Raw genomic sequence first — 19,464 nt, 5'->3', positions numbered from 1 at the left:
AGGGTCGACGGGCAGGCCGGGCTCACCCCGGCGCCCGGCCACGGTGTATGGAACGTAAGAAGATCTTCCGGAGCGTCTGGTTCTGGATCGCCATCGTCGTCCTGCTGGCCTTCGTCGGCTCCAGCTTCTTCCGTGGTGACCCCGAGTACCAGGAGGTCTCGACCTCCACGGCGCTCGCCCAGTTCGCCGAGGGCAACGTCGACGCCGCCACCATCAACGACCGCGAGCAGACGGTCGACCTCGACCTGATCGACCCGGTCGAGGGCAGTGACCAGGTCACCGCCTTCTACCCGGTCGGCGCCGAGGAGGACGTCTTCGACCTGGTCAGCGGCCTGGGTGAGGGCGAGGGCGTCGACTTCGACACCAACGTCTCCCAGGACAACCTGCTGGTCAGCATCCTGGTCAGCTTCCTGCCCTTCGTGCTCCTGCTGCTGCTGCTCTTCTGGTTGTTCAGCTCCATGCAGGGCGGCGGCCGGGGCGTGATGGCCTTCGGCAAGTCCAAGGCCAAGATCGTCAGCAAGGACAGCCCGAAGACGACGTTCGGCGACGTCGCCGGCGCCGACGAGGCGATCCAGGAGCTGCACGAGATCAAGGACTTCCTGCAGAACCCGGTCAAGTACCAGGCGATCGGCGCGAAGATCCCCAAGGGCGTGCTGCTGTTCGGCCCGCCCGGCACCGGCAAGACGCTGCTGGCCCGCGCCGTCGCCGGTGAGGCCGGCGTGCCGTTCTACTCGATCTCCGGGTCGGACTTCGTGGAGATGTTCGTCGGCGTCGGCGCCAGCCGGGTCCGCGACCTGTTCACCCAGGCCAAGGAGAACGCCCCGGCGATCATCTTCATCGACGAGATCGACGCCGTCGGCCGGCAGCGCGGCGCCGGCATGGGCGGCGGGCACGACGAGCGCGAGCAGACGCTGAACCAGATGCTCGTCGAGATGGACGGCTTCGACGTCAAGGGCGGGGTCATCATGATCGCCGCCACCAACCGGCCGGACGTCCTGGACCCGGCGCTGCTGCGCCCCGGCCGGTTCGACCGGCAGATCCCGGTCGACCGCCCCGACCTGCAGGGCCGGACGGCGGTGCTCAAGGTGCACGCCACCGGGAAGCCGCTGGCCGACGACGTCGACCTGGCGACCGTGGCCCGGCGTACGCCCGGCTTCACCGGGGCCGACCTGGCCAACGTGCTCAACGAGGCCGCCCTGCTCACCGCCCGCCAGGACGGCACGATCATCACCGACGCCACCCTCGAGGAGGCGATCGACCGCGTGCTGGCCGGTCCGGAGCGCAAGACCCGGGCGATGAGCGAGAAGGAGAAGAAGGTCACCGCGTACCACGAGGGCGGCCACGCCCTGGTGGCGCACGCACTGCCGAACACCGACCCGGTGCACAAGGTGACGATCCTGCCGCGCGGCCGCTCGCTGGGCCACACCCTCGTGCTGCCCACCGAGGACCGGTACACCCAGACCCGCTCGGAGATGATCGACACGCTGGCCTACGCGCTGGGCGGCCGGGCGGCCGAGGAGCTGGTCTTCCACGAGCCCACCACCGGCGCCGGCAACGACATCGAGAAGGCCACCTCGCTGGCTAAGTCGATGGTCACCCAGTACGGGATGAGCGCGAAGCTCGGGGCCGTCAAGTACGGCAGCACCGACTCCGAGCCGTTCCTGGGCCGGGACATGGGCTCGCGGCCGGACTACTCCGACGCCGTCGCCGCCGACATCGACGGCGAGGTGCGCGCGCTGATCGAGGCCGCGCACGACGAGGCGTGGGAGATCCTGGTCGAGTACCGGGACGTCCTGGACCGTCTGGTGCTCGAGCTGCTCGAGCGGGAGACCCTGTCCCGCGAGGACATGGACCGGATCTGTGCCGGGGTGGTCAAGCGCCCGTCGATGGCGCCGTACAACGGCTTCGGCAAGCGCACCCCCTCGGAGCGTCCGCCGGTGCTGACCCCGGCCGAGGTCGCCGCGGCCAACGGTGCGGTGCACGGCTCGGCCAACGGCGCCACGCAGGCGCCGGTCGGCGACGTCGGCGCACCGGCCCAGGGCCGGTGACCAACGCACTCGGGGGAGCGGCACTCGGGGGAGGTGCGGACGGTCGGGGCGACACCCGTCGGGGGCCGGTCGACGGCGTCGGTCAGGACCCGCGTACCGGTGACCCGGTGGCCGATCTGGCCGAGGGGCGGGTCGACGCAGCCCGGATCGAGGCCGCCGTCCGGGAGATCCTGCTGGCGATCGGGGAGGACCCGGAGCGGCCCGGCCTCGTCGACACCCCGGCGCGGGTCGCCCGGGCCTACGGGGAGACCTTCGCCGGCCTGAGCCAGGACCCGTACGACGTCCTGGCGACGACGTTCGACGAGGACCACGACGAGCTGGTCCTGGTCAAGGACATCCCGATGTACTCGACCTGCGAGCACCATCTGGTGCCCTTCCACGGTCGGGCGCACATCGGCTACATCCCCGGCGCCGACGGGCGGGTCACCGGGCTGTCCAAGCTGGCCCGCCTGGTGGAGGTCTACGCCCGGCGGCCGCAGGTGCAGGAGCGGATGACCCGCCAGATCGCCGACTCGCTGTTCGAGGTGCTCAAGCCCCAGGGCGTCATCGTCGTGGTCGAGGCCGAGCACCTGTGCATGGCGATGCGGGGCGTTCGCAAGCCCGGCGCCACCACGATCACCTCGGCGGTGCGGGGCATCTTCCGGGAGAGCCCGGCCACCCGCAGCGAGGCGATGAGCCTCATCCTGGGCAGGTGAGCAGCTCCCTGCCGCGGCCGGGGCGGTGCCTGGTGATGGGCGTCCTCAACGTCACGCCGGACTCCTTCTCCGACGGCGGCTGCTACGCCGACGCGGGCGCCGCGATCACCCACGGGCTGCAGATGCACGCCGCCGGCGCGGACTACGTCGACGTCGGCGGTGAGTCGACCCGGCCGGGCGCGGACCGGGTGGACGCGGCCGAGGAGTGCCGCCGGGTGGTGCCGGTGGTCCGGGAGCTGGCCGACGCCGGCGTGCGGGTCAGCGTGGACACCACTCGCGCGGAGGTCGCCGCCGCCGCGCTGGAGGCCGGGGCGGTGCTGGTCAACGACGTCAGCGGCGGCCTGGCCGACGAGGGCATGGCCCGGCTGGTGGCCGAGACCGGGGTGCCCTGGGTGCTGATGCACTGGCGCGGGCACAGCCGGGAGATGTACGCGGCCGCGCGCTACGGCGACGTGGTCACCGAGGTCGGCGCGGAGCTCACCGCCCGGGTCGAGGACGTCGTGGCCGCCGGCGTCGACCCCGCCCAGCTGGTGCTCGACCCGGGGCTGGGGTTCGCCAAGAACGCCGAGCACAACTGGGCGCTGCTGGCCGGGCTGGACCGGCTGGTCGCCCTCGGGCTCCCGGTGCTGGTCGGCGCCTCGCGCAAGACCTTCCTGGGCCGGCTGCTGGCCGGGCCCGGCGGGGAGCTGCGGCCGGTCGAGGGCCGGGAGGCGGCGACCCTGGCGATCTCGGTGCTGGCTGCGCAGGCCGGCGCCTGGGGCGTGCGGGTGCACGACCCGGTGCAGTCGCTGGACGCGATCGCCACCCTGGACGCCGTGCGCGCGGCCGCCGGCACAGGAGGAGCACGTGGCTGACCGGATCACCGTGCACGGCCTCACCGGGCACGGCTTCCACGGCGTGTACCCCCCCGAGCGCGAGCACGGCCAGACCTTCCGGGTCGATGCGGTGCTCGAGCTGGACACCGCCCCGGCCGCCGCGGACGACGACCTGACCAAGACCGTCCACTACGGCGAGCTGGCCCAGCAGCTGCACGCCGCGCTCGTCGGCGAGCCGGTCGACCTGCTGGAGACGCTGGCCCAGCGGCTGGCCGACCTGTGCCTGGCCTACCCGGTGGTGGACGCGGTGGAGATCACCGTGCACAAGCCGGAGGTCGACCTGGGCGTGCCGGCCGACGACGTCACGGTCGCGATCAGGCGCGAGCGCTGATGAGCCGGGCCGTCCTCTCCCTCGGCGGGAACCTCGGCGACCGGGCCGGCACGCTGCGACGCGCGCTGGTGGCGCTCACCGGGCACGGCCTGGTGGCCCGGTCGACGCTGTACGAGACGCCGCCGTGGGGGCCGGTCGAGCAGCCGCCCTACCTCAACGCGGTCGCCGTCGTCCGGGGTGAGCGGGACGCCGCCGGCTGGCTCGCCCTGGCGCAGGAGCTCGAGCAGTCTGCCGGGCGCACCCGGGAGGTCCGCTGGGGCGCCCGGACGCTGGACGTCGACGTCGTCACGGTCACCGCCGACGACGGGACACCGGTGGTCTCGGCCGACCCGGCGCTGACCCTGCCGCACCCGCGGGCCGCCGAGCGGGCCTTCGTGCTCGTCCCCTGGCTGGCGCTGGACCCCACGGCCACCCTGCCCGGGCACGGCCGGGTCGCCGACCTGGTGGCGGCGCTCCCGGCCGACGAGGTGGCCGCGGTCGTCCGCTGGGAGCAACTGGCATGACCTCGGTCCGCCGACGGGACCTGCTGGCCCTCGCGGTCGGGCTGGCGCTGGCCAGCTGGCTGCTGGTCCGGGCCGGCTACGGCTCGCTGCCGCAGCTGCAGTGGTGGCTGCCGGTGCCGCTCGGCGTGCTGGCCGTCGCCGAGCTGCTCGGCGCCCGGGCACTGGCGGCCCGGCTGTCCGCGCAGCGCGACCGCCGTCCGTCGCCGGGCCGGACCCCGGGCGCCACCCGGCCGGTCGAGCCGATGCTGGTGGCCCGGGTGGCGGTGCTCGCCCAGGCCAGCGCCTACGTCGGCGCGGTGCTCACCGGCTGCTGGGCGGGGCTGCTGCTGCACACGGTGCCCCAGCTGGGCCGGCTGTCCGCGGCCACCGCCGACACCGTCACCGGCGTCCTCGGCGTGGTGTTCGCCGCCGGGCTCACCGCTGCGGCGTTGTGGCTGGAGCACGTCTGCAAGATCCCACCGGGCGAGGACGACGACGCGGCACCGACCGCCCGGGCCTGAGGCGGTCCGGCCGGGCGGGAGGAACCCGCCCGGCCGGACCGCCGTGGGTCAGGGCTGCTCGGCCAGGTCGGCGATCGAGGTGAGGCCGTACTCCTCCGCGGTCTCCCTGGTCACGACGATGGCGTCCTTGTCCTGGGCCTCGGACTGCTCGAGCACGGTCAGGTTCTCGGGCAGGGCCTCGGGGAGCGCGGCGTAGACCTCCTCGGAGCTCACCGCGGTCGCCTCCTCGTCGAAGTACTCCAGCAGCACGCCGGTGTACTCCGGGATCAGGTCGATCGACCCGTCCTGCAGACCGGGCATGTAGACCTCCCGGCTGCCGATGTTGAGCTGCGTCTCCACCGTCGCACCCTGGGCCTGCAGCGCCTGCGCGTAGATGTTGGCCAGGGTGATGTTCTCCGGGAAGTTGGCCGAACCGATGGTGAGGTCCGTTCCGGCGGCCTGGGTGCCGGTCGCGTCCAGCCCGCGCTCCGCCAGCCACTGCCCGGCGACCGCGGCCGGGTCCTGCCGGTCGATGATCACCTGCTCGTTGAGTGCGATCAGGTCCTCGGTGGTGAGCTCCGCGGACACCGCGTTCAACACGGCGGCGACGCCGTCGGTGGCCTCCTCGGTGCTGATCAGCGGGACCACGTTCTGCGCGGCGAACAGGTTCTCCGGGTCCTCGAGGACCACCCAGTCGTTGGCCGCGATGTTCGGGTCGGTGGTGAAGATGTCCGCTGCGTCGATCTGGCCGTTGGCCAGCGCGTTGACGGTCAGCGGGCCGCCGGCGTCGAGGCTGCGGAACTCACCGAAGGTGACGCCGTAGACGTCCTCCAGGCCGGGGACGCCGTCGGGCCGGGTCTGGAACTCCGGCGGCCCGCCGAGGACCAGGTCAGCGGCGATGGTGTCGCCGCCGCCGGCGGGGGTGCTCCCGCTCCCGCCGGCGCTGCTGCTGCCCGACTCCCCGCACGCGGTCAGTGCCGTGAGCAGGACGGTCCCGCCGGCCAGCGTCGTGGCGATCCTGCGGTTCATGTGGTCTCTCCTGAGGTCAGCCGCGGCGCGGCGCGCCGGGTCGCTGGGTGCCGGGTGGCGGGTGCCACCCGTGGAAGGGGACCGGGTCACCTGGAGGGGTGGTCGCCGGAGGGGGTCAGGGCAGCCGCCGGCGTGGCCGGTTGCCCGGCGCGCCGGGCACCGTCGGGCCCGCCGCGCGGTGCCTCGGGCCGGACCACGGTGACCGCTGCGGCGCGGCTGTCGCGGGTCGACCGGCGGGAGAACCGGCCGGAGACGCCGCGGGACACGGTGGCGCGCTGCGCCAGCGAGAGGGCCAGGTCGACCAGCAGGGCCAGCGCGGCGACCAGGACCGCGCCGCCGGCCATCTGGCCGAAGTCCCGGCTGGCCAGCCCGTCGTAGACGTAGCGCCCCAGGCCCCCCAGGCCGACGTAGGCCGCGATCGTCGCGGTGGCGATGACCTGCAACGCTGCGCTCCGGAAGCCGGAGAACACCAACGGCAGCGCGTTGGGCAGCTCCACCCGGAACAGCACCTGCCGGCCGGTCATCCCCATGCCGCGGGCGGCGTCGCGGACGGCCGGTGACACGTTGCGCACCCCGGCGTAGGTGTTGGCCAGGATCGCCGGCAGGGCCAGCAGGACCAGGGCGATCTCCGTGGGCACCAGGTAGACGGCGTTCCCGCGGCCGCTGATCAACGGCGAGACCATGACGTACAGGAGGATCAGCAGGCCGACCGTCGGCAGCGCCCGCAGCCCGTTGGCCACCGAGACCAGCCAGGACGCCCGGCCGGTGTGGCCGAGGACGAGCCCCAGCGGGAAGGCGATCACCCCGGCGATCGACAGGGCGATCGCGGTGTACGCCAGGTGGGCGGAGGCCTGCTCGATGATGCCGGGCCTGACCCGGGTCCCGGTCCAGTTCTGCGGGTCGTTGAGCCACAGGAGCATGTCGTTCATCGGGCTGCCGACACCCGCTGCCACGGGGTGACCAGGTGGGCCCCGAGGACGATCAACCGGTCGAGCAGCAGCGCCAGCGCGACGGACAGCACGATGCCCAGCACGATCGGCGGGTAGTAGGGACCGGTCACCGACAGCTGGAACCCGGTGATGAAGAGCTGGCCGAGCTGGGGGATGCCGATGGTCGCCGCGATGGCGACCAGGCTGACGTTGGCCACCATGGCCACCCGCAGGCCCGCGGCGATGACCGGGACGGCCAGCGGGAGCTCCACGGTCCGCAGCCGCTGGAAGCGGGTGAAGCCCATCGCGGTGGCCGCCTGCACAGCGTCCTCGGGGACGGCGGCCAGACCGTCGGCGACCACCCGCACCAGCAGCGCCACGGTGTAGATCGTCAACGCAACGACCACGTTGAGCGGGTCGAGGATCTGCGTGCCCAGCAGGGTCGGCATGACGACGAACAACGCCAGCGACGGGATCGTGTAGAGCAGGCCGGACACCGAGACGACCGGGGGGTAGGCCCACCGGTACCGGCGGGCCAGCCAGCCGATCGGGAAGGCCACCAGCAGGCCGATGACGACGGGCAGGACCGAGAGCCAGGTGTGCGCCCACAGCAGGTCCAGCACCTCGGCCCGGTGGTCGGCGAAGTAGCCGAACAGGTCCCAGGGCGCCGAGCCGTCGGCCGAGTTCATGGCCTGACCCGGGCGGAGGGGTCCGCGGTCGCGGCGTGCAGGTGTTCCAGCACGGTGCCGGCCCGGACCGAGCCGATGAGCCGCCCGTCCTCGTCCACCACCACACCGCGACCGCTGGGCGAGGAGAGCGCGGCGTCCAGTGCCTCGCGCAGGGTGCCGCCGAGGGGGGAGAGGGTGCCGCCCAGGTTGAGCAGGTCGGGGGTGACGGGGTCGCCCGGTGCGGGTCCGGGCCCGCCGTCGGGATGGGCCCGGAGGTGCAGCCAGCCCTGCGGCTGATCGCCGTCGTCGACCACGAGCACCCAGTCGTCGACGGCGACGTCGTGCGCCCGGGCCACCGGCGAACCGAGGGTCACGGTCGGCTCGGTTGCCACGGCCACCTCGGCGGAGACGAAGCCCAGCGCCCGGTAGCCGCGGTCACGACCGACGAAGCCGGCCACGAAGGGGTCCGCCGGGGTGGCCAGCAGGTCGGCAGGGGTGGCCAGCTGGGCCAGTCTCCCGCCCACGGCCAGGACGGCCACCCGGTCGCCGAGCCGGATCGCCTCGTCGATGTCGTGGGTGACGAACAGGATCGTCTTGCCCAGCTCGCCCTGCAGCCGCAGGAACTCCTGCTGCAGCTGGTCACGGACCACCGGGTCGACGGCGCTGAACGGCTCGTCCATCAGCATGACCGGCGGGTCGGCGGCCAACGCCCGGGCCACGCCCACCCGCTGCTGCTGACCACCGGAGAGCTGGGCCGGATAGCGGTCGGCGAAGGACGCCGGCAGCCCGACCAGCTCCATCAGCTCGATCGCCCGGCTGCGTGCCTGCCGGCGGCCGGTCCCGGTGAGCATGGGCACGGTGGCCACGTTGTCGACGACGGTGCGGTGCGGGAACAGCCCGGCGTGCTGGATGACGTACCCGATGCCCCGTCGCAGGTCGGTGGCGGACACGGAGGTGACGTCGCGGTCGTCGATGGTGATCGTGCCGGAGGTGGGCTCGATCATCCGGTTGACCATCCGCAGGCTGGTGGTCTTGCCGCAGCCGGACGGACCGACCAGCACGGTGATCTGGCCCGAGGGGGCGGTGAGACTGAGTTCGTCGACCGCGACCGTCCCGTCGGGGTACGCCTTCGACACCGCGTCGAACCGGATCATCGGGGTCCTCCCTGCGGCTGGTGTGCACTGGGCCGGAGTCGACGGTGGTGGGTGGGCGGTGCGCTGCTCTCGGTGTCCGCTGGCGTCACGGAGGTGGGTGTGGCCACCGGCTCTCCTCGATCGACTGGCGGGTGCGGCACGTTCGACCGGTGCTGCCCCCCGGGGGCCACAGCGCGGGCACCATCGAAACACATCGCGTCGTGCACGATCATTCCCTCGGCGCGACGTGGGCGTCTCGGGTCAGTGGCCCCAGCCCGCGGGCTGTGCGGAGAGACACTCGGCGCGTACGCAGCGGAGTTGACCGGTGCCGGCGGCGGCCGCCCGTACGCTGCGGACATGGGAGGTCGCCGCGACGACGGGGTCCCCGCCCGGAGTCCCCTCCCACCCCAGCGGGTCGCCGTGCCGGTGACACCGTCGGCCGGGCTCACGGCGCAGCGGGTCTGGTTGGCGGCCGGTCTGGCGCTGGCCGTGCCGGCCACGGCCGCGGCCCTGCTCACCGAGAACGCCCTGTACCTGCGGGTGGCGCTGCTGGCGGTCTGTTGGGCCTTCCTGATCGCCGCCTTCCTCGCCGGCAGTCGGCGCGCCGACCAGGTGGCCGCAGCCGCCCGGGAGGCCGAGCTCCGGCACGCCTACGACGTGGAGCTGGCACGGGAGGTCGCCGCCCGACACGAGCACGAGGCCGACCTGGAGAACCGACTCCGGCGCGAGGCCGAGCAGGCCATGCGTGACCAGCTCGGTCAGCTGCGCGCCGAGCTCGCTGCCCTGACCGAGCTGCGCGGTGAGCTGACCGCGCTGAGCGAGCTGCGCGCCGAGCTGGCCGGGTTGGCCGAGCTGCGCAGCGACCTCGGCCGGATGCGCAGCGAGCTGACCGAGCAGCTGTCCGGTGAGCTGCTGATCGAGCGCATGGTGATGCGGGCGCAGTCAGTCCGCGGTCCGGCGCAGCCCGCCGACGCCGGCCGCACGGTGGAGGGCGCGGCGCCGGTGTGGGAGTCCTCCGGGTGGATGTCGTCCCCGGCCGGGCGGGATCCTCGCAGTGAGGCTGGCCGGCCCCTCCCCACGGCCGCCGCCGGACCCCGCGACGAGCCCGCGTCGTCGCCCAGCACGGCACGCCCGTCGGCCACCGAGACCCCTCCGTCCGCGCCGGCCGAGGACGAGCCCTCCCGGGACCGGCCGCCCTCGCCGCTGGAGTGGCTGGTCGGGGAGGCGGTGCTCGAGCCGGCCGTGCTCGAGGAGGCGGTGCAGGCGACGGGGGTGCTCAAGGAAGCGGTGCCCGAGCCCTGGGTCGAGCCGAGCCCGAGGTCGCCGCGGGCGTGGCTGGAGGACGAGGCGCTGCTCGGTACAGCCGACAGGCCTCCCGCTGAGCCGCCGGTGGTGCCGATGCCCTCCCGGCCGCCGCTGCCCGGGCCGGCGCTCCGCGTGTCCGACGTGGTGGCCGCGATGGCGGAGCCGGTGGAGCCGTCGCGGCATCGTCACCGCCGGGCCGCCGAGCCCGACGAGGAGACTGCCGCGCCCTCGGCCGGCCGCCGGCGCAGCCACGCCGTGCCGGAGGAGCAGCTGGTCACGAGCGCCGGCGAGGCGTCCGCGTCCGTCGGCCCCGTGCCGGACACGCCGGCCGTGAACCTCCCGCCGTGGGCGTCGTGGGAGCCGCCGGCCGAGCCGGCCCCGACGGACGACGCGGTGCCCCGGAGCTGGTCGGACACCCCGACCCCGGACCCCGCGCCCCGGGCGGCACCCCCGGCGCAGGGGCACGCCCGGCTGGAGCAGATCCTCGCCGAGAGCGGGGTCTCCGCACCCAGTGGTGGCCGGTCCCAGCGGCGCCGCTACCGCGACGAGGGCGAGGACGCCGGCGACGACGTCCTCGCCCGGGTGCTCGGCCGCTAGATCGGGCCGCGGGACAGCGCGCCGCCGTCGAGCACCAGGGTCTGACCGGTCACCCAGCCGGCCTGGTCGCTGAGCAGGTAGGCGGCCGCCTCACCGATGTCCTCGGGCACGCCGAGACGGCCGACCGGGTACTGGCCACCCAGCTCGTCCTCGCGCCCGGTGAACAGTGCCTCGGCGAACCGGGTCTTCACCACGGCCGGGGCGACGGCGTTGACCCGCACCTTGGGCCCCATCTCCACGGCCAGCTGCGTGGTCAGGTTGATCAGCGCGGCCTTGCTGACGCCGTAGGCGGCGATCCCCTCGCTGGACTTCAGCCCGGCGACCGACGCCACGATCAGCACCGAGCCGCCGTGCTCGGACATCCACGCCTTCCAGGCCTCCTGGACCAGGCCGAGGCTGGCGACGACGTTGGTGTCCAGGATCTTGCGGAAGGCGTCCAGCGGGGCGTCCATCAACGGGCCGAACACCGGGTTGATGCCGACGTTGCCGACCAGCACGTCCAGGCTGCCGAACGTGTCGATCGCGGTGCGGACGGCCTCGGCGCGGTGCTCCGGGTCGCCGACGTTCCCCGCCACGGCGACCGCCTTCTCCGGGCCGCCGAGCGCCTCCACCGCCTCGGCGAGCGCGTCGGGCTTGCGCGCGGTGACCACCACCCGGGCGCCTCGCTCCACCAGGCTCTGCGCGATCGCCAGGCCGATGCCCCGGCTCGCGCCCGTCACCAGGGCAGTGCGTCCTTCGAAGCTGCTCACCGTGCTCCTCCTGCTCACCAGTGCCGGCTCCGCTGCCGGCCGACCCACCCAATCACGGGCAGACCCGGCCCCGGAGGTCGCCCGGGTGAGTCAGGACACACCTCGCCGGCGTTGCCCGGGATGCTGTGGATGACAGACTCGTTCCTGGCGGTACACCTGCGTGACACGTCCTCCGGGGTGGTTGCAGCAGGCGGCCCGCCGCGATCCACCGCTCCACGCACCACCGCTCCATGCACCACAGCACCACCACACGGCCCACGACGACGTGGGACGACGCGACCTGAGTCCGGTACCCGCGAGGGACTGGAACGAGAGGTGCACCGGGATGCCCAACCGTCCCCGCGCGCTGTCTGCGCGCCCTGCTGTCCTGCCTGCGGGTCTGCCCGCCGCGACCGAGGCGCCCGCCCGCCTGCGGGTCGGGATCGTCGGCGCCGGCCGGGTCGGCGCCGTGCTCGGTGCTGCGCTCGCCGCCGCCGGTCACGAGGTGGTCGCCGCCTCCGGGGTGTCCGCCGCTTCCGCAGAACGGGCGGCCCGCCTGCTGCCCGGCGTCCCGCTGCTGCCCGCCGACGAGGTCGTCGCCGCCAGTGACCTGGTGGTGCTCGCCGTGCCCGACGACACCCTCGCCGGCCTGGTCGCCGGCCTGGCGGAGACCGGCGCCTGGCGGCGCGGCCAGCTGCTCTTCCACACCTCCGGTGCGCACGGCCTGGCCGTCCTGCTGCCGGCCGAGCGCAGCGGTGTCCTGACGCTGGCCCTGCACCCGGCGATGACCTTCTCCGGCGCCCCCGAGGACGCCGCCCGGCTGGTGGCCGCCCCGTTCGGGGTCACCAGCTGCCCCGAGCACCGCCCGGTCGCCGAGACCCTGGTGCTGGAGATGGGTGGCGAGCCCTGCTGGATCGCCGAGGCCGACCGCGGGCTCTACCACGCAGCCCTGGTCACCGGCGCGAACCACCTGGTCACGCTGGTCGCAGAGGCCGCCGACCTGCTCCGGGCGGCCGGCGTCGACCAGCCGGCCCGGCTGCTCACCCCGCTGCTGACCGCCGCGCTGGACAACGGGCTCCGCCACGGCGACCGCGGGCTCACCGGCCCGGTCAGCCGCGGCGACGTCGGCACCGTGGCCGGGCACCTGGACACGCTGACCGATCGGGCGCCCGCGGCGGTCGACGCCTACGTGGCCCTGGCCCGCCGCACCACCGAGCGCGCGCTGGCCGCCGGCCGGCTCAAGCGGCACGAGGGTGCGCCGCTGCTGGAGCTGCTCGACTCGGCCGAGGAGACGGCGCGATGAGCCTGTCCGTCCGGTCGCCGGTGGTCGCGGAGACGACCGCCGACCTGCGCCGGCTGCGGGCCGAGCTGTCCGGGCCGGTCGTGCTGGTGCCCACGATGGGCGCCCTGCACGAGGGGCACCGCGCGCTGGTCCGCGCCGCCCGGGAGCTCGGCGGCAGCGTCGTCGTCTCGGTGTTCGTCAACCCGACCCAGTTCGGCCCCGGCGAGGACTTCGACCGCTACCCCCGCACCTGGGACGCAGACCTGGCCGCGCTCGCCGAGGAGGGCGCCGACCTGGTGTTCCACCCGCCGGTCGACGAGGTGTACCCACCCGGGGCGCTGGGGGTCACCGTGCAGCCCGGGCCGCTGGGGGAGGTGCTGGACGGCGCCGTCCGCCCCGGGCACTTCGCCGGCGTGCTGACCGTGGTGGCGAAGCTGTTCGGCCTGGTCCGGCCGGACGTCGCCGTCTTCGGGGAGAAGGACTACCAGCAGCTGACGCTGATCCGGGCGATGGCCCGTGAGCTGGCGTTGGGGGTGCAGGTGGTCGGCGTCCCGACGGTCCGTGAGGACGACGGCATGGCGCTGTCCTCCCGCAACCGCTACCTGTCCCCGGAACAGCGCCAGGCGGCTGCGGCGTTGTCCGCAGCACTGCGTGCGGGTGCCCAGGCGGGGCCGCAGGGCGCCGACGCGGTCCTGGCCGCGGCCCGCGCGGTCCTGGCCGAGGCGCCCGACCTGCTCCAGGACTACCTGGGACTGACCGATCCAGATCTCGGACCGGCACCCGCCGCCGGACCCGCCCGGCTGCTGGTCGCCGCCCGCGCCGGCAGCACCCGACTCATCGACAACGCCGCTGTGGAACTGGGGAACCGCTGATGATGCGCACCATGCTCAAGAGCAAGATCCACCGGGCCACGGTGACCCAGGCCGACCTGCACTACGTCGGGTCGGTCACCGTCGACGAGGACCTGATGGACGCCGCCGACCTGCTGGCCGGTGAGCAGGTGGCGATCGTCGACGTCACCAACGGTGCCCGGCTGGAGACCTACGTCATCCCCGGCGAGCGCGGCACCGGCGTGCTGGGCATCAACGGCGCCGCGGCGCACCTGGTGCACCCCGGCGACCTGGTGATCCTGATCAGCTACGGCTTGATGGACGAGTCCGAGGCCAAGTCCTACCTGCCGGCGGTCGTGCACGTCGACGCCGACAACCGCGTCGTCGAGCTGGGCGCCGACCCCTCGGCCGCGGTGCCCGGGGCGACGGACCAACAGCGCAGCGACCTCGGCGTCCCGGTCCGCTGATCGCCTCCGCAGGGATGGCCGTTTCTGCCGACGTGGTGCCGGGGCTGCCGCTGCGGCTGCGGGCCCCCGCCCCAGGGTGGGAGCTGACCGCCGACGTCTGCGTGGTGGGCTCCGGGGTCGCCGGGCTCTGCGTGGCGCTGCACGCCCGCGCGGCGGGGCTGTCGGTCGCCGTCGTCACCAAGGTCGAGGTGGACGACGGCTCGACCCGCTGGGCGCAGGGCGGGATCGCCGCCGTCCTGGACCCGGCCGACACCCCGGCCGCGCACGCCCGGGACACCGAGGTGGCCGGGGTGGGGCTCTGCGACCCGGACGCCGTCCAGGCGCTGGTCACCGAGGGGCCCGAGCGGCTGCACCAGCTGATCAGCTGGGGGGCCGCGTTCGACCGGGGCCCGACCGGCCGGCTGCTGCTCACCCGGGAGGGCGGCCACTCCACCGACCGGATCGTGCACGCCGGTGGCGACGCCACCGGGGCGGAGGTCCAGCGGGCGCTGCGCGACGCGGTGGCCGCCGACCCCGGGGTGACGCTCGTCGAGCACGCGATGGTGCTGGACCTGCTGCGGGACGCCGACGGCCGCGCCGCCGGGGTCACCCTGCACGTGCTCGGCGAGGGCAGCGCCGATGGCGTGGGCGCCGTGCGGGCCCGGGCCGTGGTGCTCGCCACCGGCGGGATGGGGCAGGTGTACGCCGCCACCACCAACCCGGGCGTCTCCACCGGCGACGGCGTCGCCCTGGGCCTGCGGGCCGGGGCGGTCGCGACCGACCTGGAGTTCGTCCAGTTCCACCCCACCGCCCTCTATCTGGGCCCGGACGCCCGGGGACAGCAGCCACTGGTCTCCGAGGCGCTGCGCGGGGAGGGTGCGGTGCTGCGCGACGGCGCCGGGGAGCGGTTCATGCCCGGCGTGCACCCGCTCGCCGAGCTGGCCCCCCGCGACGTGGTGGCCAAGGCGATCACCCGGGTGCAGCTGCGGGACGGCGTCGACCACGTCTGGCTCGACGCCCGCGGCCTCCCCGGGCTCGCCGAGCGCTTCCCGACCATCGTGGCCCGCTGTCGGGAGGCCGGCATCGACCCGGAGACCGACCTGGTGCCGGTCACCCCGGCCGCGCACTACGCCTCCGGGGGGCTGGCCACCGACCTGTCCGGGCGGACCACCGTGCCCGGTCTCTACGCCTGCGGCGAGGTCGCCTGCACCGGCGTGCACGGGGCCAACCGGCTGGCGTCGAACTCCCTGCTGGAGGGGCTGGTCTTCGCCGCACGGATCGGCGAGGCGCTGGCCCGGGAGCTGCCGGTGCCCGCTGCCGCGGGTCCGGCCGACCCGCGGCCGGCCGGGCTGGTCGACGTGGCCGCCCGCGCGCCGCTGACCGCGGCGATGTCGGCCCGGGTCGGTGCGCTGCGCAGCGGTCCGGGGCTGGCCGAGGCCGCCGGGCAGCTGGCGGCGCTGGGGGAGTGGACCACCGCCGTCCCCGGGGTGCCCGGCTGGGAGACCACCGACCTGCTCACCGTCGCCACCGCGATCACCGCCGCGGCCTCCGCGCGCGAGGAGACCCGCGGCTGCCACTGGCGGGAGGACCACCCCGAGGCCGTGACGGACTGGCAGGCGCACCTGGACGTGCGACTGGACGACGACGGGCGGGTCCGGCTGACCCGCCGCCCGGTGGGCACGCCGGTGGCGGTGGACTGGTGAGCGAGCATGGCGCGGTGACCACCCCGGCTGCCCGCACCCTCCCCGCCGACCCCACCGATCTGACCGCCACCGGTCTGAGCGCCGCCTGGGTCGCCGAGCTCGTCGAGCGCACCCTGACCGAGGACCTGACCGGCGGTGCCCCGCTGCCCAGCGCTCCCGACGTCGCCGTCGGCTACGACGTGACCAGCGCCGCCACCGTCTCCGGCACCCAATTCGGGACGGCCGACCTCGTCGCCCGGGCCGACGGCGTGGTCGCCGGCCTGCCGCTGGCGGCCCGCGTGTTCACCCGGCTGGCGCCCGGGGCGACGCTCACCGCCGGTGCGGCCGACGGGGACCGGGTGCGCCGCGGCGACGTGCTGCTCACCGTGCGCGGCCCGGTGCGGGCGCTGCTGGCCGCCGAGCGCAGCGCGCTGAACATCGCCAGCCGGGCCAGCGGCATCGCCACCGCCACCCGCGCCTGGGTCGACGCCGTCGCCGGCACCGGCGCGGTCGTGCTGGACACCCGCAAGACCACCCCGGGGCTGCGGCCGCTGGAGAAGTACGCGGTGCGCTGCGGCGGCGGGTCGAACAAGCGGATGGGCCTCTACGACGTGGCGATGGTGAAGGACAACCACGTCGCCGCGGCCGGGTCGGTGGCCGCCGCCGTCTCGCTGGTCCGGGAGCGTGCGCCCCGGATCACCGTGCAGGTCGAGTGCGACACCCTGGAGCAGGTCGGCGAGGCGGTGGACGCCGGCGCCGACTTCCTGCTGCTGGACAACATGACCCCCGACCAGCTGCGGCAGGCCGTGGCGCTGGTGGGCGACCTGGACGTCGAGCTGGAGGCCACCGGCGGGCTCACCCTCGACGTCGCGCGGGAGGTGGCCGACACGGGCATCGACTACCTCTCCGTCGGCGCGCTCACCCACTCCTCGCCGATCCTGGACCTCGCCCTCGACCTGCGGGCGGGCTGACGTGCTGCTCACCGTCGACGTCGGCAACAGCCAGACGGTGCTGGCCACCTTCGACGGCGCCCGGCGGCTCGACTGCTGGCGGGTGACGACGCAGCCGCGGGCGACCGCCGACGAACTGCACATGCTGTGGCGCGGGCTGCTGCGCGACACCGTGGTCACCGGGGTGGCGGCCTGCTCCACCGTGCCCGCGCAGCTGCCGGCGCTGCGGCAGCTGCTCGACCGGCTCGCCGTCCCGGTCACCCTGATCGGGCCGGGCGTGCGCACCGGGGTGCCGCTGCACGTGGACAACCCGCGGGAGGTGGGGGCTGATCGGGTGGTCACCGCACTGGCCGCCCACGAGCTGTACGGCCGCCGTCCCGACGGCACCGGCCGGCCGGTCGTGGTGGTCGACTTCGGCACCTCCACCACCGTCGACGCCGTGGGCCCGGACGGGCAGTTCCTCGGCGGCGCGCTGGCCCCCGGCGTCGAGGTGAGCCTGGACGCGCTGGCCTCGCGCGCCGCGCAGCTGCGCTCGGTGGAGCTCACCGTCCCGACCCAGGCGATCGGGAAGAACACCGTCGCCGCCCTGCAGTCCGGGATGGTCCTCGGCTTCGCCGGGCTGGTCGACGGACTGGTCGCCCGGATCGCCGCCGAACTGGTCGCACAGTTCGGTGCCGCCCCGGTGGTGGTGGCCACCGGCGGACTGCACCGGCTGCTCGTCGACAGCTGCCGCTCCATCGGGGAGCGTGAGCCCGATCTCACCGTGCACGGCCTGCGGCTGGCCTTCGAACGGCACCAGTCGTCCAGCGGGGCCAGCGGTGGCGGGACGTCGTCCGGCCGCCCGTAGGCTCTGTGCCCGTGAGTGAGGAACCCCCAGGCCCGCCCGAGGACGAACTGCCCGAGCAGCTGCGGGTCCGGCGGGCCAAGCTCGACCGGCTGCGTGAGGCCGGCGTGGACCCCTACCCGGTCACCGTCGCCCGCACCACCACCCTCGCCGAGGTGCGCGCCGCACACCCCGACCTGGAGCCGGACACGATGACCGGCGAGCAGGTCGGCGTCACCGGGCGGGTCATCTTCTCCCGCAACACCGGCAAGCTCTGTTTCGCGACGCTGCGCGAGGGCGACACCGAGCTGCAGGTCATGCTCTCCCGTGACCGGGTCGGCGAGGAGTCCCTCGCCGCATGGAAGTCCGACGTCGACCTCGGGGACCACGTGCTGGTCACCGGTGAGGTCGGGACGTCGCGGCGCGGGGAGCTGTCGGTCTTCGCCGACTCCTGGCAGCTGGCCGCCAAGGCGCTGCGGCCACTGCCGGTGGCGCACAAGCCGATGAGCGAGGAGCTGCGCGTCCGCCGCCGCTACGTGGACCTGATCGTCCGCGACGAGGCGCGTCGCACGGTGCACCAGCGGTCCACCGTGATGAGCACGTTGCGCTCCGGCCTGACGACCCGTCGGTTCCTCGAGGTCGAGACGCCGATGCTGCAGACCGTGCACGGCGGCGCCGCTGCCCGGCCGTTCCGCACGCACATGAACGCCTTCGACCTGGACCTCTACCTGCGCATCGCCCCCGAGTTGTTCCTCAAGCGCTGCATCGTCGGCGGGCTGGACCGGGTCTTCGAGATCAACCGCAACTTCCGGAACGAGGGCGCTGACTCCTCGCACTCCCCGGAGTTCGCGATGCTCGAGGCCTACGCCGCGTACTGGGATTACCAGGAAATGGCCCGGATGACCCAGGAACTGGTTCAGGAGTGCAGCACGGCGCTCTTCGGCGACCACGTCGCCCGGCACCACGACGGCACCGAACTCGACCTCTCCGGTGAGTGGCCGCAACTGTCGCTCTACACCGCGGTCTCCGACGCGGTCGGTGAGGAGATCACCCCGGAGACGCCGGTGCAGCAGTTGCGCGCGATCGCCGAACGGCACGACATCGGCGTCGACCCTGCCTGGCTGCCCGGCAAGGTGGTCGAGGAGGTCTTCGAGGCCCTCGTCCAGGACCGGCTGCAGTCGCCGACGTTCGTCATCGACTACCCGCTGGACACCTCACCGCTCACCCGCGCCCACCGGTCCGAGCCGGGCAAGGCGGAGAAGTGGGACCTCTACATCGGCGGGATCGAACAGGGCACCGCCTACTCGGAGCTGGTGGACCCGGTCGTCCAGCGGGAGCGGTTCACCGCCCAGGCACTGTTGGCCGCCGCCGGGGACCCGGAGGCGATGGCCCTGGACGAGGACTTCCTCGAGGCGCTCGAGTACGGGATGCCGCCCACCGGAGGCCTCGGTCTCGGCATGGACCGGCTGATGATGACGCTCACCGGATTGGGGATCAGGGAGACGATCCTGTTCCCCTTGGTGCGCCCACTCCATCAATGACTCACCTGTCCGGGGGCATTTACCAGGGAAATGTCTCGGAATTGGCGGGAATGCCACTGTATGTGGTGCAATGGACTCGTCGATCACGGGGGAGCAGTGACGACAGTCCACGACCCCGCAGCAACAGGAGAGAACAGACAATGGCACGTAAGGTCCAGGTGATCCTGAGCGACGACCTCGACGACAGCATCTCTGCTGACGAGACGGTCACGTTCGCCCTCGACGGGACGACGTACGAGATCGACCTGTCGGACAAGAACGCCGCGGAGATGCGCGACGTGCTCGGCAAGTACGTCACGGCCGCCCGCAAGGTGAGCAGCCGCGGCACCCGGGCCTCGGGCGCAGGTCGGTCGCGGGCCACCGGTGGTGGCGGCCGGATGGACCGCGAGCAGGCCGGCGCGATCCGCGACTGGGCCCGCAACAACGGCCACCAGGTCAGCGACCGCGGCCGCATCCCGGCCAGCGTCGTCGAGGCATTCGAAGCCGCCCACTGATCGAAGGACCCTCCTGCCCCCACCGCTCGCAGGTTCGCGGTGGGCGCCTGCAGGACGGCCGCCACTTCGGCCCGGCACCTCATCGAGGTGCCGGGC

Annotated in this window: 20 protein-coding genes; 15 read left to right on the top strand and 5 right to left on the bottom strand. The window is 74.2% G+C overall.

Translation table 11 applies throughout. From position 1 onward, the window contains the following. Positions 1–47 precede the first annotated feature (47 nt). The 6 genes from ftsH to O2W15_RS04355 all read left to right on the top strand — a co-directional run bounded on the left by ftsH (position 48) and on the right by O2W15_RS04355 (position 4,952). Positions 48–2,048, top strand: coding sequence for an ATP-dependent zinc metalloprotease FtsH (gene ftsH, locus O2W15_RS04380; protein ID WP_269161434.1), 2,001 nt, complete (start codon positions 48–50; stop codon positions 2,046–2,048). Between the two features lie 107 nt (positions 2,049–2,155). Beyond that, on the top strand, positions 2,156–2,743 hold the full coding sequence (gene folE, locus O2W15_RS04375; RefSeq protein WP_269178501.1) for a GTP cyclohydrolase I FolE: 588 nt from the start codon (positions 2,156–2,158) through the stop codon (positions 2,741–2,743). Next, entirely contained in the window at positions 2,740–3,597 is an 858-nt protein-coding gene (gene folP, locus O2W15_RS04370; RefSeq protein ID WP_269178500.1) for a dihydropteroate synthase, read from the top strand. The genes folE and folP overlap by 4 nt, the downstream gene beginning before the upstream one ends. Beyond that, a complete protein-coding gene (folB, locus tag O2W15_RS04365; RefSeq protein ID WP_269178499.1) occupies positions 3,590–3,949 on the top strand; it encodes a dihydroneopterin aldolase in 360 nt (119 codons plus the stop codon). Before folP ends, folB begins: the two co-directional genes overlap by 8 nt. Continuing rightward, complete coding sequence (gene folK, locus O2W15_RS04360) at positions 3,949–4,452, top strand: 2-amino-4-hydroxy-6-hydroxymethyldihydropteridine diphosphokinase (RefSeq protein ID WP_269178498.1); 504 nt, start codon at positions 3,949–3,951, stop codon at positions 4,450–4,452. The genes folB and folK overlap by 1 nt, the downstream gene beginning before the upstream one ends. Continuing rightward, positions 4,449–4,952 (top strand): DUF3180 domain-containing protein, encoded by a 504-nt coding sequence (locus O2W15_RS04355; RefSeq protein WP_269178497.1) that lies wholly within the window; start codon positions 4,449–4,451, stop codon positions 4,950–4,952. The genes folK and O2W15_RS04355 overlap by 4 nt, the downstream gene beginning before the upstream one ends. Positions 4,953–5,000: 48 nt before the next feature. On the opposite strand, the gene O2W15_RS04350 is transcribed toward O2W15_RS04355, so the two are convergent. From O2W15_RS04350 to O2W15_RS04335, 4 genes are all read right to left on the bottom strand, one after another. Continuing rightward, positions 5,001–5,960 (bottom strand): glycine betaine ABC transporter substrate-binding protein, encoded by a 960-nt coding sequence (locus O2W15_RS04350; RefSeq protein ID WP_269161439.1) that lies wholly within the window; start codon positions 5,958–5,960, stop codon positions 5,001–5,003. Positions 5,961–6,046: 86 nt separating this feature from the next. Further along, the gene (locus O2W15_RS04345) at positions 6,047–6,889 is read right to left on the bottom strand and encodes an ABC transporter permease (protein WP_269178496.1); all 843 of its coding nucleotides are present in this window, start codon (positions 6,887–6,889) and stop codon (positions 6,047–6,049) included. Then, a complete protein-coding gene (locus O2W15_RS04340; protein WP_269161441.1) occupies positions 6,886–7,578 on the bottom strand; it encodes an ABC transporter permease in 693 nt (230 codons plus the stop codon). The genes O2W15_RS04345 and O2W15_RS04340 overlap by 4 nt, the downstream gene beginning before the upstream one ends. Then, a complete protein-coding gene (locus O2W15_RS04335) occupies positions 7,575–8,711 on the bottom strand; it encodes an ABC transporter ATP-binding protein (protein ID WP_269161442.1) in 1,137 nt (378 codons plus the stop codon). Before O2W15_RS04335 ends, O2W15_RS04340 begins: the two co-directional genes overlap by 4 nt. A 336-nt stretch (positions 8,712–9,047) precedes the next feature. Here O2W15_RS04335 and O2W15_RS04330 point away from each other — a divergent pair, with 336 nt between their 5' ends. After that, the gene (locus O2W15_RS04330) at positions 9,048–10,592 is read left to right on the top strand and encodes a DUF6779 domain-containing protein (protein WP_269178495.1); all 1,545 of its coding nucleotides are present in this window, start codon (positions 9,048–9,050) and stop codon (positions 10,590–10,592) included. Here O2W15_RS04330 and O2W15_RS04325 read toward each other — a convergent pair. After that, a complete protein-coding gene (locus O2W15_RS04325; protein WP_036334588.1) occupies positions 10,589–11,341 on the bottom strand; it encodes an SDR family oxidoreductase in 753 nt (250 codons plus the stop codon). The two genes, O2W15_RS04330 and O2W15_RS04325, sit on opposite strands and share 4 nt — an antisense overlap. Positions 11,342–11,666: 325 nt before the next feature. Here O2W15_RS04325 and O2W15_RS04320 point away from each other — a divergent pair, with 325 nt between their 5' ends. The 8 genes from O2W15_RS04320 (at position 11,667) to O2W15_RS04285 (ending at position 19,368) form a co-directional block, all read left to right on the top strand. Continuing rightward, positions 11,667–12,623: a Rossmann-like and DUF2520 domain-containing protein gene (locus O2W15_RS04320; protein WP_269178494.1), complete on the top strand. Its 957-nt coding sequence runs from the start codon at positions 11,667–11,669 to the stop codon at positions 12,621–12,623. After that, positions 12,620–13,474, top strand: coding sequence for a pantoate--beta-alanine ligase (gene panC / locus O2W15_RS04315; RefSeq protein ID WP_269178493.1), 855 nt, complete (start codon positions 12,620–12,622; stop codon positions 13,472–13,474). Before O2W15_RS04320 ends, panC begins: the two co-directional genes overlap by 4 nt. Positions 13,475–13,485: 11 nt before the next feature. Next, positions 13,486–13,899: an aspartate 1-decarboxylase gene (gene panD / locus O2W15_RS04310; RefSeq protein ID WP_269178492.1), complete on the top strand. Its 414-nt coding sequence runs from the start codon at positions 13,486–13,488 to the stop codon at positions 13,897–13,899. 14 nt (positions 13,900–13,913) lie between these two features. Further along, complete coding sequence (locus O2W15_RS04305) at positions 13,914–15,581, top strand: L-aspartate oxidase (RefSeq protein WP_269178491.1); 1,668 nt, start codon at positions 13,914–13,916, stop codon at positions 15,579–15,581. Continuing rightward, complete coding sequence (gene nadC / locus O2W15_RS04300) at positions 15,578–16,531, top strand: carboxylating nicotinate-nucleotide diphosphorylase (protein WP_269178490.1); 954 nt, start codon at positions 15,578–15,580, stop codon at positions 16,529–16,531. The genes O2W15_RS04305 and nadC overlap by 4 nt, the downstream gene beginning before the upstream one ends. A gap of 1 nt (position 16,532) precedes the next feature. After that, on the top strand, positions 16,533–17,357 hold the full coding sequence (locus O2W15_RS04295) for a type III pantothenate kinase (protein WP_269161449.1): 825 nt from the start codon (positions 16,533–16,535) through the stop codon (positions 17,355–17,357). A gap of 11 nt (positions 17,358–17,368) precedes the next feature. After that, positions 17,369–18,874: a lysine--tRNA ligase gene (lysS, locus tag O2W15_RS04290; protein ID WP_269178489.1), complete on the top strand. Its 1,506-nt coding sequence runs from the start codon at positions 17,369–17,371 to the stop codon at positions 18,872–18,874. A 140-nt stretch (positions 18,875–19,014) separates the two neighbouring features. Next, positions 19,015–19,368 (top strand): histone-like nucleoid-structuring protein Lsr2, encoded by a 354-nt coding sequence (locus O2W15_RS04285; protein ID WP_269161451.1) that lies wholly within the window; start codon positions 19,015–19,017, stop codon positions 19,366–19,368. The last annotated feature ends 96 nt before the right edge of the window (positions 19,369–19,464 follow it).

The organism is Modestobacter sp. VKM Ac-2979, assembly GCF_026967995.1.
In the GTDB taxonomy this organism is placed as follows: Bacteria; Actinomycetota; Actinomycetes; order Mycobacteriales; family Geodermatophilaceae; genus Modestobacter.
This window is presented reverse-complemented; position numbering and strand designations above follow the sequence as displayed.